The organism is uncultured Campylobacter sp. (assembly GCF_938039245.1).
Classification (GTDB): Bacteria; Campylobacterota; Campylobacteria; order Campylobacterales; family Campylobacteraceae; genus Campylobacter_A.
Genome location: NZ_CALHVN010000034.1, coordinates 38,657 through 53,724, shown reverse-complemented (window position 1 = coordinate 53,724; position 15,068 = coordinate 38,657). Strand labels below are relative to the sequence as shown.

The following is a 15,068-nucleotide window of genomic DNA, read 5'->3' as shown; positions in this document are numbered from 1 at the left end:
GGATTTTTAGCATCACGGCTACCGCGCTTTGCATATCGCGATTAAAAATCTCTACCAGCACGCTCACGACAAAATCCATACTCGTAACATCGTCGTTTAACAAAATAACCTTAAATTTACTCGGAAATTCGGGTTTTTCCTTTAGCGCGACGTCTCGCTCCCGCCGGGTGGCGGTTTTAGCGGGCATTTTTTATTCTCTCGTAATCTTTCGTCATCGCGTCCAAACGGATGCCGCCTAGGTAGTATTTCACGCCGAATTTTCCGCTATCTACGTCGGTTAGCTCCTGATATACGCCGCCTTTTAGCACCATTTTTATCGGTACGCTCTCGAGTCGCTCGTATTTTATATCCTCTAAAATTTGCGCGGCAAGCCTGTCGTTGATTTTAGCGTCGTTTGAGATGAAGTAAAAGGCGTTGTATTTTTGCGCGAAATTTTCCACGACGTATTCGTTCGTGACGTTTTCAAAGTGCGTGAGAGCGACTACCGTAAAGTCGTTTAGATTATCGATCTGAAATTTAGTGAGATCAGGCGCTTCTTTTTGACACGGCGGACAAAACGTGCCGAATATATCAAACATCAAAATTTTATCTTCCTCGCCCTTGATGACAAAGCCGCCCTCGACGCGCTTTAGCGTGAGCTCTTTACCGAACACGCTTTTTAGCGCGATCTCCTCGCCAGTTTTGTAGCCTTCTATCTTTGCGGGAGCCTTTGCCGTCTCGTCCTCGCCGCAGCCTGCTAAAAATATCGCGCAGGCTAAAGCCGCAAAAATCGCCTTTATTGTTTTTTTCATATTATTTTCCTTGTTTTGATCTTAGTTCGGTTATGCTCTCGCCGCCAAAGCCGTAGTCATCGGTGCTAACTTCCTCTATCACGACGACGGTTCTGCTCGCGTCGCGCTTTAGCGTATCGCCTAGCAGTTTTGTCACGCCTGCTATGAGCGCGCGCTTTTGCTCGGCGCTTACGGCCTCTTTTTCTTTTGTGATTTTTATATTTACGTATGGCATCTGCTTTCCTTAAGCGTATTTTTTCATCGCTGCACGCGCTTCTTTGTCGGCTTCTTTACGCTTTATCGTCTCGCGCTTATCGTGCAAATTCTTACCTTTTGCAAGCGCTACTCGCGCCTTTACGATATTTTTGTCGTTTAGATAGAGCGCTAAAACCACTAGCGTGAGGCCATCTTGCGTGACTTGACCGAAAATTTTATCTATCTGCTTGCGGTGCATCAGCAGTTTTCTAGGAGCCCTTTCGTCCGGGCGAAACGCCGAGTGCGTCGTGTTTAGGTGGCTGATGTGCGCGTTTAGCAAAAACAGCTCGCCCTTTATCACGCGCGCGAAGCTATCTTTTAGGTTTGCGCGGCCCGCCCTTAGAGCCTTTACCTCGCTACCCTTTAGCACTATGCCCGCCTCGAAGGTCTCGATGATGCTAAAGTCAAACAGAGCCTTTTTATTTTTGGCTAAATCCTTACCCATTTTTTACCTTTTATTTTAAGAAAAACACGCTAGCGCCGCTACCGCTTAGGAAAAAATCTTTAAATTTATCCATCTGCGGATAAATTTTAAAGCACGGCGCAAAAAGATCGTTTAGCTTGCGATTTTCATATCGCTCCAGCAGCTGCGCCGTCGTCATCTCGCGCATTTTTTCCGCTAGATTTACGTCGATACTATCCATAAAATTTGCCCTAAATTCGCCGTAAACCGCAGGCGTCGAACAAAACACGCTCGGCGTTAAAATTTCTACCTCCGGCACTTCGTCGTCAAAATCGCTTATTATCTCGCCGATACCGCTAACGTTTGCAGCCTCGAAATCGCTAGCGAAAAACGCCACGTCCGCCCCGATATTCGCGCCTATTTTCATCAAATTTTCGCGCGTTAGTTTTAGATTTAACTCCTCGTTTGCCATCTTTAAAAACGTAGCCGCGTTTGAGCTGCCTCCGCCTAGACCCGCACCCAGCGGGATTTGCTTTTTTATCACGATTTTATGCGAGGCGAAAAATTCGTCCAGCTCGTTTTTAAAGCCCGCTTTTTCCAGCTCAAATTTAGCTTTTAAAACGATATTATTTTCGATATTTTCGTTATCGCACTCAAGCGCGAAGCCGCTAGATTTTTCAAAGAAAATTTCGTCGTAAATCTCGCACCGCAAAACAAAGCGAGAGACGATCTCGTGGTAGTTGCCGCGAGTGCCGACGATCTTTAAAAAGGAGTTTATCTTCGCGTAGCTTTTCATTATTTTACGATTTTATCGCTGAGCTCTTTTAGGCTCGCTTCGCCCGCGCCGTTTAAGGCTTGTTTGTTTTCCGCCGCCACGTCCTCGACGAGCTCGGAGCGTAGGATCATCATATTTTTAGGCGCGTCGATACCGATTTTTACGCCGCCTTTTGAGATACCTACGACCGTGATTTTGATATCGTTTCCCAGCATTATGCTTTCGTCTTCTTTTCTTGCGAGTATTAGCATTTTTCGACCTTATTTAGTTTATATGTTACGGTTTCGTCTTTGATTTCAATGATACTAAAAAAATCATCAAAGTTTATTAAATATAGCCCCTGGGCGCCAAATTTTAGCTTTTCTACGCTCAGTTTTTTGCCCAGCATCACGTCTGCAGGACCCCCTAGATATTCGTTTTGCGGTAGAGAGATATAATCAAGCGGATTTAAAAACCTCTCGTTTTCATAAACGAATTTGCCTTCGCTCACGCGTTTTAGCGCGCTTAGAGTGGCTCTCGCGCCAAGCTTTTGGGCTAAAATTTGAGCGTACGAGCGCACGTACGAGCCCTCGCTAACGCTAATACGAAAGCTCAAAAACGGATGCATATATGCCCTCAAATTTACGTCAAAAACGCTCATCGTTTGGCTTTTTAGCTCAAATTCCTCGCCCGCTCTTGCTAGCTCATACGCGCGTTTGCCGCCCACGTGCTTGGCGCTAAATTTGGGCGGTACGTAGGCGATCTCGCCTTTTAGTTCGCTTAGCGCAGCCTTTACGTCCGCTAAATTTAACTGCGGACAAATCGTGATCTCCTCGATATTTTCGTTATCTAGGCTAGCGCTTACGGCTCCCAGCCACATCGTCGCTTCGTAGATTTTGGGCGTTTTATCTACGTAGTTAAAAAGCCGCGTGTGGTTACCTAGAGCCACGATCAGGCAGCCGCTGGCAAACGGATCTAGCGTGCCTGAAAAGCCCGCCTTTTTGACGCCGTATTTGCGCTTTAGCTGGCTTAGGAAATGATTTGAGCTGATGCCTGCGGGCTTGTTTGCGACAAAAAGCGCATTCATTTAAATTTGACCTTTGGAGGTTGCGTTAAATTTGATCCGCGAGCGTCAAATTTGAGCGCATAAATTTGATCAAATTTGACGCGGTATTTAGCCTGCAAGGCCTCAAATTTGCACATCCTCACACCGCTTTTTCGACGAAGCTAGACATTATCTCGCGGCTGATTCCGCCGAAATTTATCGTTAGCTTTAGCTCTTTTTTGATCTTAGTTACCGCCGTCACGCGTCCGATACCGAAAATTTTGTGCTTGACGAGGTCGCCTTTTTTGTATTCGCTAGCGGTTTGCGCTTGCGTTTGGATGATGAGACTGCCGCTGCAAACGCCCGCCTCGCTTAAAAATCTGCTCTTTTCCAGTCTCGTTCGCTGACCTTTATAAAAGCGCGAATTTACAAAGCTTAGCGTCAGGGTTTTTTTGGCGCGAGTGATGGCGACGTAGGCTAGGCGCCGCTCCTCTTCGATGTCGCTACCGTCTCCTAGAAGCGGGAAAAATCCCTCCTCAAGCCCGATCACGAAAAGATGCTCGAACTCAAGCCCCTTGCTAGCGTGTATGCTCATGATCGAGATCGCTTCGCCGCCGATGTTGTCCTGCTCGCTTTGTAGCGCGATCTCGTTTAAAAACTCTTCTATAGAAAAGCTTGGGTTTTGCTTGATTTGGTCTTTTATCATCGCGTAAAACTCGTCGATGTTCGCCACGCGTTCGGAGCCGTCGGGCAAGCTCTCGTAGTATTTTTTGATGCCGAATTTCGCTTCTAGTTTATCCACTAGCTCATAGGGCGAGTCGCACTCTTTTAGCTCCCTTAAATTTGCCGCAAATTCGCCAAGGCTTGAGACGATTTTTTTGCTTAGATCCTTGTCGTTTTCGTTCAGGCTAGATATCGCTTCAAATAGCGAAAGTTTATGCTCGAAGGCGATTTTTTCGATCTTTGCGAGGCTTACCTTGCCAAGGCCGCGTTTTGGGCGGTTGATGACGCGCTTTAGCGAGAAGTCGTCGTTCTCGTTTGCGACTAGCCTTAGGTAGCTGATCACGTCTTTGACCTCGGCGCGCTCGTAGAATTTAACTCCGCCGACCATTTTATACGGGATTTTTTCTTTGGTTAGGCCTTCTTCGAGGGAGCGGGAGAGGGCGTTTATGCGGTACAAGATCGCGATATCGCTAGCCTGCGCGCCGCTATCAAGCAGCTTTTTGATGCGTTTGGCTACCTTTAGACTCTCCATCGTTTCGTCGTCCGATTCCATTAGCGCGACGTCCTCGCCGCCTTCTTTGGTACTTTTTAGCTCTTTACCTAAGCGGTTTCTGTTATGGTCGATGAGCTCGTTTGCCGCGCGTAAAATTTGACTCGTCGAGCGGTAGTTTTGCTCTAGCCTTATGACCTTGACGTCTTTAAACTGGTCTTTAAAATTTAATATATTTTCGATTTTAGCGCCGCGCCAGCCGTAGATACTCTGATCATCATCGCCCACGACTGCGATATTTTCGTGCGTGCAGCAGAGTTTGCGCAGGAGCTTGTACTGAAGGTCGTTGGTGTCTTGATACTCGTCCACCATGATGTAGGAGTATCGCTGTGAGATTTCGCGCGCTAGAGCCTCGTCCTCGTCTAAAATTTTATAGCTAAGGCAGAGCAGGTCGTCAAAATCCACGAGGTTGTTCGCCGCCAAATACTCCTCGTAAAGCTTGTAGATGTTTGCTAGCTTTGCGTGGTAGCCGTCTTTGAAATTTTGCCCGTTTGCAAAGATATCGCCTTGGTTTAAAACCTCCTCTACGCTTAAAAGCGAGTTTTTAAAATTTGAGATTTCGTTAGCTAAAACCGAGGTTGCGATGTCGCCCTCAAAGCCTTTTAAGATACGCTTTTTATCGTCGGTGTCGATGATGACGAAGTTGTTTTTGCGCTTTAGGCGGTCGATGTAAAATTTCAAAAACAAAAGCCCGAATTTGTGAAAAGTGCAAAGTAGCGGAGTGAAATTTTTACCGGCGGCGCCTAGCATATTTAGCGCGCGGGTTCGCATTTCGCTTGCGGCTTTGTTGGTGAAGGTTAGCGTTAGAGTATTTGACGGCGGGATGCCTAGCTCGCTTATGAGATAGGCTAGGCGAGTGGTGATGGTTTTGGTTTTGCCGCTGCCTGCTCCGGCTAAAATCAGCATCGCTCCGTCCGTATGCGAGGCGGCCTCGCGCTGGCTTTCGTTTAGGTCGTCTAGTAGATCGGACATTAAATTTCCTACTTTTTCGTTTTAAGATTATTAAATTCTAACAAAATAAGCTTAAAAATCGCCGTTGTTATAAATTCGGGTCAGATTAAGAGCGTTTTCAGATATAAATCAATACAATGTTAAAAAGATGATTTTATAAGCTGATATAATAATAAGGAGTCTGATGTGATCAATGACTTTAGTAAATTTTATACCTTTATGGAGATAGTTAAGGAGCGTAGTTTTTCAAAGGCTTCAAGAGTGCTGGGTATCTCGCAGCCGGCAGTTACTCTGCAGATGAAAAAGCTTGAAGAGGCGCTACAAACCACGCTAATAATGCGCAAGAAAAACGGCATCGTCCTAACTCGCGAGGGCGAGAAATTTTACAAACTCTGTACCCAGTTTGAAAGCGCGATGTTTCGTTTTAAAGACGAGCTAGCTCGCATAAAAACGGACAAAGCGCCGCTAGTAATCGCCACCACGCAGCTTATCGCCGAGGCGGTCATATCGATGCTGCTAGATAAAATCTCTCAAAGCGTAGGCAGCGAGCTAGATATCAGGATAAAAGAGCAAAGCGAACTCATAAACTACCTAAAAGACCGCCGCAGCGACATCGCTATCATCCTGGAGCAGTCGCTTGATAGCAGCTTGCTCGTTAAAAAGCTATTTGACTACGAGCTTATTTTGGTTTCTAATAAAAAAATCGCCGAAAGCGTGAAGGCTGAGGAGCTAGTTAAATTTAAATTTATCAAAGATAGAACCAGAAACTACCTTGACGATATTTTACAAAAGTACGGCATAGACGCGAATGCGCTTGACGTGGCGTATTCGCTAGACGGCTCGATAATGGTTTGTCGCGCGATGATATCAAACGACGCCGATACTTACGTGGCGTTTTTGCCGAGATTTTTGATCGAGGATAAGCTAAGGGAAGCAAAGCTTTTTGAGATAAATATCGCCAAATTTAAGCTAACTCGCTCGGTCTATGCCGCCGCGCTAAAAGAAAACGAGGAAACGCTGCATAAATTTTTAAAGATCAAAGCGAGTTTTGATTTTTAAACCTCTTTTGATTTAGCCTCTACGCCGCATAAATTTAAAATGCTCCGGCGCAAATTTACGCAAAGAGCTAGTCTTGGCTTAATCTCAAATTTTAAACCGAGCCGCTAAAAATAAGTAAAAATAAAAGCAAGGAGACGGGCAAGAGCCCGTCAGAATAAGAATGCGGCTTAAAACGTAAATTCCCAGTTTAGCCTGAAATTTCTGCCAGCCGAGTAGAAGCGGTTGATACCTAGTCCCGTGGTTCTATCGATCATGTTCATAGTACCAAAAGGCCTAATGGAGCGCGCAGCGTCCCAGGTGATGTATTTTTCGTTAGTTAGGTTATAAACGCCTAGCCTAAACGTCAAATTTTTAATCGGTCGCACGTAGGTTACGACGTCTACTAGCGTGTAGGCGTTGCTTCGCCATTTTGAGTGGCTGTTTGTATTGTATGGATTGCCGTACGGGTCGGTATCTAGGCGCCAGAACATATTATAGGTGTCTTTTTCTTTTTTAGATGCGACGCTAGTGACGTAGATGTCGGCGCCGAATTTATCCGCAGCGCTTGCGTAGCCTAGACCGTAGATCGCAGTAGTCGGCTGGATGGCATTCATCGGCACTTTACCGTCGTTATCGGTTTGTACTCTGCCTTTTTGCAGCGTTAGTTTGTAGCTAGCGTGAAAGCCCTCTAGCGCGTCTGAAATTTGACCAAAATGCAGCATAGAGTTTATCTCAAAGCCTCTTACGGTAGCCTTGCTGCGGTTTACGTTGCCGTATAGCGCAAAAGGTATGGTGTTGCCGCCGCCGCCCGTAGCGTAGCTTTTGGTGCCAAGCGAGATTAGGTCTATAAAGTTATCGTATTTGGTTTCAAAAAAGCTAGTAGTTATAAAGCTTTTTCCCTCGTGCAGCGTTAATGCAAGCTCTTTTGTCTTAGCTATTTCCGGTTTTAGATCCGGATTTGGTTGGATGGTAAAATCAGGATGCTTAAATGCCAAATATAGCTCGTCCGAAGTGGGCGCTCTAAAGCCTTTGGAGTATTTTAGCTGCACTCTAAAATAATCTAGCGGATCGATGTCGGCTCCTATAGCATAAGAGCTATTCGTAAATTTTTTATCCCTAGCGATGTATTTTATGTTTGCTAGCGCGTTGTTTGGCGCTTCTTGCTTCCATGCGTCATGCGCTCTTTGCCACTCGCTTCTATCTGCATAGTCCCACCATTTTGGCTCCGGACTAGGATTATACGGTACGAAAAGACCTAACACCATATCGTCGGGGATTTTAGGCGTGGAGCCCGGGACGTAGTTTGGTTTATATTTTATCTTGTCGTAGCGGTAGCCTAAATTTATCCCCAGCCAGTCGTTTACGCGCATATCGTCGTTTAGATATAGCGCGCCTTCTTTTGTTTTAACCGGGATTAGAAAAGACGTGAGCGGCTCGGTTCTAGGACAAAGCGCGTAAAGTAGCGTTAGCGGCGCGTTTTCGCACGTATAGGGCGTACCCGAAAAATCCGTGCCTAGCGTCTTAGGCGCCCACCACCTGCTGCTCGTAGCGTCGTAGCCTTGCTTGTTCGTCATGGATTTTTCGGTTCTAGCAAAGCTTAGTCCGTATGCGATATCGTGCTCGAGGTCGCCCGTTTTGGCGTATTTGTTAAAGTCTAGGTTAAACTGCTTGGTGTTAGTATCCAGATCGCGCTCTTTCCAGTCGCGGCTTAAGTAGCCCTTGCCGTACGGGGTGATTAGGTATCCGCTCTGCGAGCTTTGTTTAAAGGTCTTGCCCGTGCTTGCGTCGGTATAGCTTTTATCCAGCGGAACGGTTGATTTGACGTATTGATCGGTGGCGTAGTCGTATTTTAGCACGTCGATGTTGGGCTTGGAGCAGTCAAATACCGAGCAGTCAAGCCACGTATTGCTTACGTTTTGATTGATGCTAAATTTATTCTGCTCATGGACGTTTCCTTGGCTATCTACGAGCCTGTTTACCCACGTTAGTCCGCCGTACTGGGGATCTATCTCCTGGGTTCGTTGCAGGGTTACTTCGCCGCCGTATTTATCGACAACCTTATTGTTTTTAACCTGAAGTCCGATAGGATTTGAAATTTCAGAGCAGTTTTCTCCTGCTTGGCAGTGCTCCTCGGTTCTGGCGCGGGATTTGATTTTTTGGTTGGAGTATGTAAATTTCATCGTATCCCATAGCGGAGTTTCGCTAAAATTTTCATAGGCAAAAGCGCGATTTTTCCTATCCATCATATCGTCGTTGTATCTTAGTCCGGTATCTACGATCTCGTCCCTGTTGCTAGAAAGCGTAAGCGTGTATGATAGGTCTTTGCCTTGAGATCGGTTTTTGTAGGTATCTGACATAAATGTAAATCTATGCTCCTCGTGAGGCTGGAAGCCTAGCTTAATGAGACTGCTCGTTTTTTTGATGTAGTACGGGTCGGCCTTTTCTCTGGTTCTGCCTAGCACGCTATCGTCATAGTCCTTATAACCGTAGTTTTCCGTCTCGTGGTGTCTACGCTTGGTTTGTACGGCCAGGATATCAAACCACTTAAACCTACCGGCTAAGGTATGCGAGTGCATGGTTTGATTATCGGCGGTATTGTAGCCGCCTTTGTAGCCGTAGAAATAATCCTTGTCCAGCAAAAGATCCCTTGCGTCTTTTGTCTCAAACATCACGGAGCCGCCCAGAGACCCAGAACCCGTACGAACGGAGTCTGCGCCTTTTGAGATGGTGGCTTGTTTTAGCGTTTCAAACTCTACGCCGTTGCGGGTATTGTTAAAGTTTCCGTATCCTTCAAATAGCTCCTTAAAGCCTTGCGAGCTTAGCGTCTGAGCCTGATGTAGGCCGTCTACCGTGATAGCTACGCGGTTTTCTTCTACGCCTCTTATCGCGTAGCCGCTTTGGCCAAAACGCCCGGCTTCCACCGTCGTTACGCCCGTTTCGTATCGCACTAGGTCTTTGTTATCAGAAACCTGCGTTTTGGTTAGTTCTTTGGAGCTTTTTACGTTTTGGCCTACCTTTTTTTGCAGCGGATCGCTTTGCGCCTCCGCTTCGCCGCTAACCGTTACTTCTTTTAGCTCGACCTCGGCTTCTTTTGCGTTTAAATTCGACAAAAGAAGCAAAGCGGCAAGAGAGAATTTAAGACGGTTCATTTTCTATCCTTATTAACGATAATTTTGATATTCATTTGCTATTAAATGTGAAATGATAATAAATATTCGTTTATAGTTTGATTAAAAAATGGAATTTAGTTTAAAAATTACAAGTTAATTTCTAATATTAAGAAATAAGAGAATCTTTACTAGCAAAATCGCTGCAATTAAGATAGCGTTTTGCCGAAGTAAATTTAGTAAATTTAAGACAAAATCCGCGTCCGTCAAAATGCATACGCAAAGCACAGTGAGCGCTATAAAGCCGCCTATTTGGGCAAAACTAATATCGCCCGGCCCAATAAAGGAAAAGCGTATAAAAGTAAACCTATAAAAAATAGCGCGAGCAAAACGGCGGATAAAATTTTGCTCACTTTTTAAATAGATCTTTATTATTCGGGTTTGACATTAGCGCCGACATCGACTTTTCGAGCTGGCTTTTTTGAGTTTTATATACGGAAAAATTTACCAAAATCGGGCTATTTTCTACTAAAATTTGAACGATAGCTCCAAGCGGAAAGCTAACGACGCTGGCAAAATTTTCCTTACCGAAGCCAGCCTCGAAGCTTAACTCCTCCGGCGTGAGTTTGGCGCTGCTAAAAGTATAGCCAGCAAGCGTAAAGACGATAACGGGAGCCGTAAAAGTGCCCCTAATATAATCCGGCAGCTCGGGGTCAAATTTGACTAGATCAAGGTTAGCCATCGCCGAAAACGCGCGGTCGTTTTTTAGCAGGTACTCCAAGCACTCAAAAACGTGGCGTTTCATTATCGCCGAAAATTTCTCGTCGTCTAAAATCTCATCAAGCATCTTATCTCCTTTTGCGCCATTTAAATTTTGCCGTCTGTCGCGGCGCCGAATTTGACCTTAAATTAACGTAAAATTTAGCGTCAAATTCGTAGCCGTCCGGGCCTTCAAAATTTAGCCAAATTTGTGCTCGCTATGCTTCTTGGCAAAACTCCTCCACTAGCTTTCTAACCTCGTTTATGCCGATCTGCCAAAATGCCGCGTCCTCGATATCAAAGCCAAACATCCCGACCAGCTCTTTTGGCGAGCGTGAGCCGCCCGCGCTTAAAAACTCGGTGTAAATTTGCACGAAATTTTCGCATTTGCCGCTTTTATAAAGCCCAAAAATCGCTAGCACCAAAAGCTGCGCATAGGAGTAGGCGTAGCAGTAAAACGGCGTATGGATGAAGTGCGGGATGTAGCTCCACCAAATTTTGTAGTAGTCGTTTAGAGCGACGCTTTTTCCAAACATCTTAGCGCTTTCTTCGAGCCAAATTTTATTTAGCTCCTCGGAGCTGATCTCGCCCTCGTGCGCGTGAACTCGGCGCTCAAAGGTCGTGAAGTTTATCTGGCGATAAAGCGTGGCGAAGATATCCTCGATCTTGCCCGCGAGTAGGGCGGTTTTTTCTTTGCCTTTTAGCGTGTTTTTGACGTGATCGAAAACCAGCATCTCGCAAAATACCGATGCCGTCTCTGCCGTAGTTAGCGGCGTGTCGGCGTTTAGAAATCCTACGCTTTCATAGGCTAGGCTTTGATGCGCGGCGTGACCCAGCTCGTGCGCTAGCGTAAAAAGATCCCGCCTCTCGTCGGTGTGGTTTAAAAGCACGTAAGGATGGGCATTTGCGACGCCTGATTGCGAAAAGGCGCCGCCTCGTTTGTTTTCGGCCGGATAGACGTCGATCCAGCCCTCTTTAAACGCGCGAGCGGCTATATCGCCGAATTTTGGACTAAATTTGGCAAAAGTTTCAAGTACGATTTTTTTGCACTCTTCAAATTTATAAACGCTCTTACTCTGCTCAAGCGGCGCGTATCTATCGTAGTCGTAAAGCTTTTTAAAACCTAAAATTTTGCGCTTTTTGTCGTAAAATTTAATCGGCAGATCAAAGCTCGTCTCGGCAGCCTTTATAAGCGCGTCTACGCTGGCTTTGGTCGTTTGGTTTGAGAAATGCCGAGGACTTTCGGGCAGGTCGAATTTTCTCAGTTCGCAGCTGGTTTTTAGGTTGGTTTTTATCATATTATAGATGTAGCTAAGCAGATGCTGCTGCGGCGCTAGGCCGCCCGAGAGGCTCTTTGCGGCCGCTTTTCGCTCAGCTCGGTCTGGGCTGTGAAGTTTTGACAAAATTTCCTCTTCGCCTAACATCTTGCCTTTAAATTTAAACTTAAGCGCGCTTAGCGTCTCGTCAAAAAGCCGTGAAAAGCCTTCCGCGCCCGTGTTTGCCGTGCGGAGTAAAATTTGCTCCTCTTTCAGGCTTAGCTGGTGGGCTTTTTCTTTTGCGATATTGGCTAGATAGTAGCCAAGTCTTTGGCTTTTGGCGATGATTTTGTTTTGTCTGGCTTCGTCAAATTCGTTAAATTTAAGCTCGAAAAATAGCAGATGATTTTGCGCCTTTGAGCTAAGCTCGTCAAATTTGGCGTAAAACGCGCCCTTTGAGGTGTCTTTTGAAAAAACAAGGCTCACGTAAATTTGCACGCGAGCGATGTTTTCTAGTAAATTTTCATACTCGTTAAGCGCGCCTAAAAATTCCTCGTCGCTTAAATTTAAAAATTTATCCGAGTATTTGGCTTCAAATTTTTCGCACTCGTTTTGCAACGAAAGAGCCGAGGTCTCCAGCTCTTTTTCGTTTTTAAAAAGCGGGGTCAAGTCCCAAACGTTCATTTTTGCGACCTTAAATTTACTCTGACGTTTCAGACGCTACGGCTGTGAAAAGTACGTCTGAGGCGCTATTTACGGCTGTTTCTACCGAGTCTTGGATCACGCCGATGATAAATCCTACGCCGACAACCTGCATCGCGATGTCGTTACCGATGCCAAATAGCGCGCAAGCAAGCGGCACTAGCAGTAGCGAACCGCCCGCAACGCCCGAAGCCCCGCACGCGCCAAGAGCCGAGATAAAGCAAAGCAGTAACGCGTCGCCAAAATCAACGGTAATAGAAGGGATCGAATTTACCGCCGCAAGCGCCAAAACGCCGATAGTTACGGCAGCGCCGCCCATGTTTATGGTAGCTCCTAGAGGGATCGAGATTGAGTAGAGCTCCTCTTTTAGTCCTAGCTTTTTGCAAAGCGCCATATTTACGGGGATGTTTGCCGCCGAGCTGCGGGTGAAAAACGCCGTAACTGCGCTCTCTCTCACGCAAGTCATCACGAGCGGATAAGGATTTTTCTTGGTTAGGACAAACACTATCGCAGGATAAACGACGAAAGAAACGAAGGCCATGGAGCCTACTAGAACGAGGATTAGTTTTAGGTAGCCCGCAAGCGCGTCAAAGCCGGTATTGTGGATGCTAATGGTAACTAGACCAAAGATACCAAACGGCGCTAGGCGGATGATAAATCTAACGATTTTAGTCACGCCGTCGCTAACGTCTTGAAAGACTTTTTTAGTCTCGGCGGTGCAAAATCTCATCGCGATACCGCTGCCCACGGCCCAGGTAATGATGCCGATGTAGTTGCCGCTAGAAAGCGCGGTGATAGGGTTTTGAACCATTTTAAAGATGAGGTCTTTTAGCACCTCTACGATACCTTGCGGAGCGCTCATATCGGCGCTTTGTACGCCTTTTAGCATAAGCTCCGTAGGAAAAAGAAAACTAGCGACTACGGCGACCACGGCGGCTAAAAACGTACCTACTAGATATAGTCCGACTACCTTTTGCATGCCTTTGGAGTGGCCGAATTCTTTTACGATGATAGAGGCCGCCACTAGCACGAAAACCAGGATCGGCGCGATGGCTTTAAGCGCTCCGACGAAGAGATCGCCCAAAACGGCGATAGAATTTGCTACTGAATTTGCCGCGTCCGTTAGCCCTTTTTTAGCAGCGGCTAGCTGCGCCGTATCGGTTACGCCCTCTGCTATGAGCTTGTTAAAATCCGCCGATTGACTATGCGTCCAAAAGCCTATCGCCGCCCCCAGTAGGATGCCGATTAGAATTTGAACGATCAAATTTCCGTCGGCGTATCTTTTTGCCAGTTTGCCAAACATTCTAGTGTCCTTGCTTTAAAGTTTAATTTTAGTTTAGGATTATAGCCGAATTTATGCCGAATTTACAAGCTTTGAGCGAGATTAATTTCAATTTTATTATGAAATGTTACAATTGCGAGATTAAATTTCATAAAAGGAAACGCTATGTATCTATTTACTTCAGAGGTCGTAAGTCCGGGGCATCCGGATAAATGCGCCGACATCATCGCAGATAGCATCGTCGATACGATCTTGATGCAAGATCCAAACGGCCGCGTCGCTAGCGAGGTTTTCGTCGCGGGTAAAAACATTATAATAGGCGGAGAGATAAACTCTAAGGTTAAGCTAAGTTTTAAAGACTACGAGGCGATCGTTAAAAACGCACTAGCAAAAATCGGCTACGACGGCAAGTCTAAATTTACTAAAGAGCAGTGCCTGCATCCGGACGACATCGAGATAAAAGTCTGCGTAAATCAGCAAAGCGCCGATATAAATCAAGGCGTCGATCAAGAAGGCGGCGAGATAGGCGCAGGGGATCAAGGCATAATGTTTGGCTTTGCTAGCTGCGAAGCGAACGAATATATGCCAGCAGCCATAACATACGCTAGGATGCTTTGCGATAAGGTTTATAAATTTGCCAAAGCTAATCCCGATAAACTCGGCGTCGATATCAAAACTCAGGTTACCGTAGACTACGGCACGAAGGATAACTTTGAAAACTGCAAACCTCAAAGCATCCACACTATCGTAGTTTCGGCCCCTTGCGTCGAGACGATGAAGATAGAGGAACTGCGCGCCCTGGTGCAAACCCTCATCGACGATGCGGGCTTGCCAAAGGGTCTATATGATAAGAGCAAAACGCTAATCTACATCAACCCGACCGGTCGCTACGTAAATCACAGCTCGCTTCACGATAGCGGACTAACGGGTCGCAAGCTCATCGTAGATAGCTTTGGCGGATATAGCCCGATAGGCGGCGGCGCGCAAAGCAGCAAAGACTACACCAAGGTCGATCGCAGCGGTCTTTATGCTGCGCGCTGGATAGCTAAAAACATCGTCGCGGCCGGCCTTGCTAAAAAGTGCATCGTCCAGCTAAGCTACGCTATCGGTATGGCAAAGCCTACATCCGTCAGCGTCGATACGATGGGCACGCAGATCGCGGGCATAAACGACGATATGCTGTCAAATTTCGTTAGCGAAAACTTCGCCCTCACTCCGCGCTGGATCACGAATAAATTCGGCCTGGATAAACCCGGCAAAGATACGTTTTTATACGCTAAAGTAGCAGCCAAAGGTCAAGTCGGAAACGCCAAATATCCGTGGGAAAAGCTTGACGCGGTTGATACTTTTAAAGCTTTGATTAAATAATTTTGAAAGCCCGCTAAATTTAACGCGGGCTTAAATTTACCCTCAAATTTAAGGCTTCGTATGAAATTTCGTCCCACTTTACGTCTTAAATTTGCTTCAAAAACG

At 46.2% G+C, this 15,068-nt stretch carries 14 protein-coding genes; 2 read left to right on the top strand and 12 right to left on the bottom strand.

The window, feature by feature from the left end; translation table 11 throughout:
• The 8 genes from Q0218_RS06180 to Q0218_RS06145 form a co-directional block, all read right to left on the bottom strand.
• Positions 1 to 187, bottom strand: a 187-nt coding sequence (locus tag Q0218_RS06180) for an ATP-dependent Clp protease adaptor ClpS (protein ID WP_297967559.1), incomplete at its 3' end; no start/stop codon positions are given.
• Entirely contained in the window at positions 177 to 791 is a 615-nt protein-coding gene (locus Q0218_RS06175) for a redoxin family protein (RefSeq protein ID WP_297967557.1), read from the bottom strand. The genes Q0218_RS06175 and Q0218_RS06180, both read right to left, overlap by 11 nt.
• A 1-nt stretch (position 792) precedes the next feature.
• A complete protein-coding gene (locus Q0218_RS06170; protein WP_002946585.1) occupies positions 793 to 1,005 on the bottom strand; it encodes a 4-oxalocrotonate tautomerase family protein in 213 nt (70 codons plus the stop codon).
• A gap of 9 nt (positions 1,006 to 1,014) precedes the next feature.
• A complete protein-coding gene (gene smpB, locus Q0218_RS06165; protein ID WP_009495234.1) occupies positions 1,015 to 1,470 on the bottom strand; it encodes an SsrA-binding protein SmpB in 456 nt (151 codons plus the stop codon).
• Between the two features lie 10 nt (positions 1,471 to 1,480).
• On the bottom strand, positions 1,481 to 2,224 hold the full coding sequence (locus Q0218_RS06160; protein ID WP_297967554.1) for a 4-(cytidine 5'-diphospho)-2-C-methyl-D-erythritol kinase: 744 nt from the start codon (positions 2,222 to 2,224) through the stop codon (positions 1,481 to 1,483).
• A complete protein-coding gene (gene csrA / locus Q0218_RS06155) occupies positions 2,224 to 2,454 on the bottom strand; it encodes a carbon storage regulator CsrA (RefSeq protein WP_002946591.1) in 231 nt (76 codons plus the stop codon). The genes Q0218_RS06160 and csrA overlap by 1 nt, the downstream gene beginning before the upstream one ends.
• On the bottom strand, positions 2,448 to 3,269 hold the full coding sequence (truB, locus tag Q0218_RS06150) for a tRNA pseudouridine(55) synthase TruB (RefSeq protein WP_297967553.1): 822 nt from the start codon (positions 3,267 to 3,269) through the stop codon (positions 2,448 to 2,450). Before truB ends, csrA begins: the two co-directional genes overlap by 7 nt.
• A gap of 118 nt (positions 3,270 to 3,387) precedes the next feature.
• Positions 3,388 to 5,472, bottom strand: a complete 2,085-nt coding sequence (locus tag Q0218_RS06145) for a UvrD-helicase domain-containing protein (protein ID WP_297967551.1) — start codon at positions 5,470 to 5,472, stop codon at positions 3,388 to 3,390.
• 165 nt (positions 5,473 to 5,637) lie between these two features.
• Here Q0218_RS06145 and Q0218_RS06140 point away from each other — a divergent pair, with 165 nt between their 5' ends.
• Entirely contained in the window at positions 5,638 to 6,510 is an 873-nt protein-coding gene (locus Q0218_RS06140) for a LysR family transcriptional regulator (protein ID WP_297967550.1), read from the top strand.
• Positions 6,511 to 6,677: 167 nt separating this feature from the next.
• Here Q0218_RS06140 and Q0218_RS06135 read toward each other — a convergent pair whose 3' ends face one another.
• From Q0218_RS06135 to sstT, 4 genes are all read right to left on the bottom strand, one after another.
• Positions 6,678 to 9,638: a TonB-dependent hemoglobin/transferrin/lactoferrin family receptor gene (locus Q0218_RS06135; protein ID WP_297967547.1), complete on the bottom strand. Its 2,961-nt coding sequence runs from the start codon at positions 9,636 to 9,638 to the stop codon at positions 6,678 to 6,680.
• Between the two features lie 367 nt (positions 9,639 to 10,005).
• Positions 10,006 to 10,443, bottom strand: a complete 438-nt coding sequence (locus Q0218_RS06130; protein ID WP_297967544.1) for a hypothetical protein — start codon at positions 10,441 to 10,443, stop codon at positions 10,006 to 10,008.
• A gap of 130 nt (positions 10,444 to 10,573) precedes the next feature.
• Entirely contained in the window at positions 10,574 to 12,295 is a 1,722-nt protein-coding gene (locus Q0218_RS06125; RefSeq protein ID WP_297967542.1) for a M3 family oligoendopeptidase, read from the bottom strand.
• Between the two features lie 16 nt (positions 12,296 to 12,311).
• Positions 12,312 to 13,616, bottom strand: a complete 1,305-nt coding sequence (gene sstT, locus Q0218_RS06120) for a serine/threonine transporter SstT (RefSeq protein ID WP_297967539.1) — start codon at positions 13,614 to 13,616, stop codon at positions 12,312 to 12,314.
• A 144-nt stretch (positions 13,617 to 13,760) separates the two neighbouring features.
• Between sstT and metK the strand changes: the two genes are divergently transcribed.
• Complete coding sequence (metK, locus tag Q0218_RS06115; RefSeq protein ID WP_297967537.1) at positions 13,761 to 14,963, top strand: methionine adenosyltransferase; 1,203 nt, start codon at positions 13,761 to 13,763, stop codon at positions 14,961 to 14,963.
• The last annotated feature ends 105 nt before the right edge of the window (positions 14,964 to 15,068 follow it).

Excerpts from the sequence above, each read along its gene's own strand:
- Q0218_RS06175 (WP_297967557.1), bottom strand. The coding sequence starts at position 791 with ATGAAAAAAACAATAAAGGCGATTTTTGCGGCTTTAGCCTGCGCGATA.
- Q0218_RS06170 (WP_002946585.1), bottom strand. The coding sequence starts at position 1,005 with ATGCCATACGTAAATATAAAAATCACAAAAGAAAAAGAGGCCGTAAGC.
- smpB (WP_009495234.1), bottom strand. The coding sequence starts at position 1,470 with ATGGGTAAGGATTTAGCCAAAAATAAAAAGGCTCTGTTTGACTTTAGC.
- Q0218_RS06160 (WP_297967554.1), bottom strand. The coding sequence starts at position 2,224 with ATGAAAAGCTACGCGAAGATAAACTCCTTTTTAAAGATCGTCGGCACT.
- csrA (WP_002946591.1), bottom strand. The coding sequence starts at position 2,454 with ATGCTAATACTCGCAAGAAAAGAAGACGAAAGCATAATGCTGGGAAAC.
- truB (WP_297967553.1), bottom strand. The coding sequence starts at position 3,269 with ATGAATGCGCTTTTTGTCGCAAACAAGCCCGCAGGCATCAGCTCAAAT.
- Q0218_RS06145 (WP_297967551.1), bottom strand. The coding sequence starts at position 5,472 with ATGTCCGATCTACTAGACGACCTAAACGAAAGCCAGCGCGAGGCCGCC.
- Q0218_RS06135 (WP_297967547.1), bottom strand. The coding sequence starts at position 9,638 with ATGAACCGTCTTAAATTCTCTCTTGCCGCTTTGCTTCTTTTGTCGAAT.
- Q0218_RS06130 (WP_297967544.1), bottom strand. The coding sequence starts at position 10,443 with ATGCTTGATGAGATTTTAGACGACGAGAAATTTTCGGCGATAATGAAA.
- Q0218_RS06125 (WP_297967542.1), bottom strand. The coding sequence starts at position 12,295 with ATGAACGTTTGGGACTTGACCCCGCTTTTTAAAAACGAAAAAGAGCTG.
- sstT (WP_297967539.1), bottom strand. The coding sequence starts at position 13,616 with ATGTTTGGCAAACTGGCAAAAAGATACGCCGACGGAAATTTGATCGTT.
- metK (WP_297967537.1), top strand. The coding sequence starts at position 13,761 with ATGTATCTATTTACTTCAGAGGTCGTAAGTCCGGGGCATCCGGATAAA.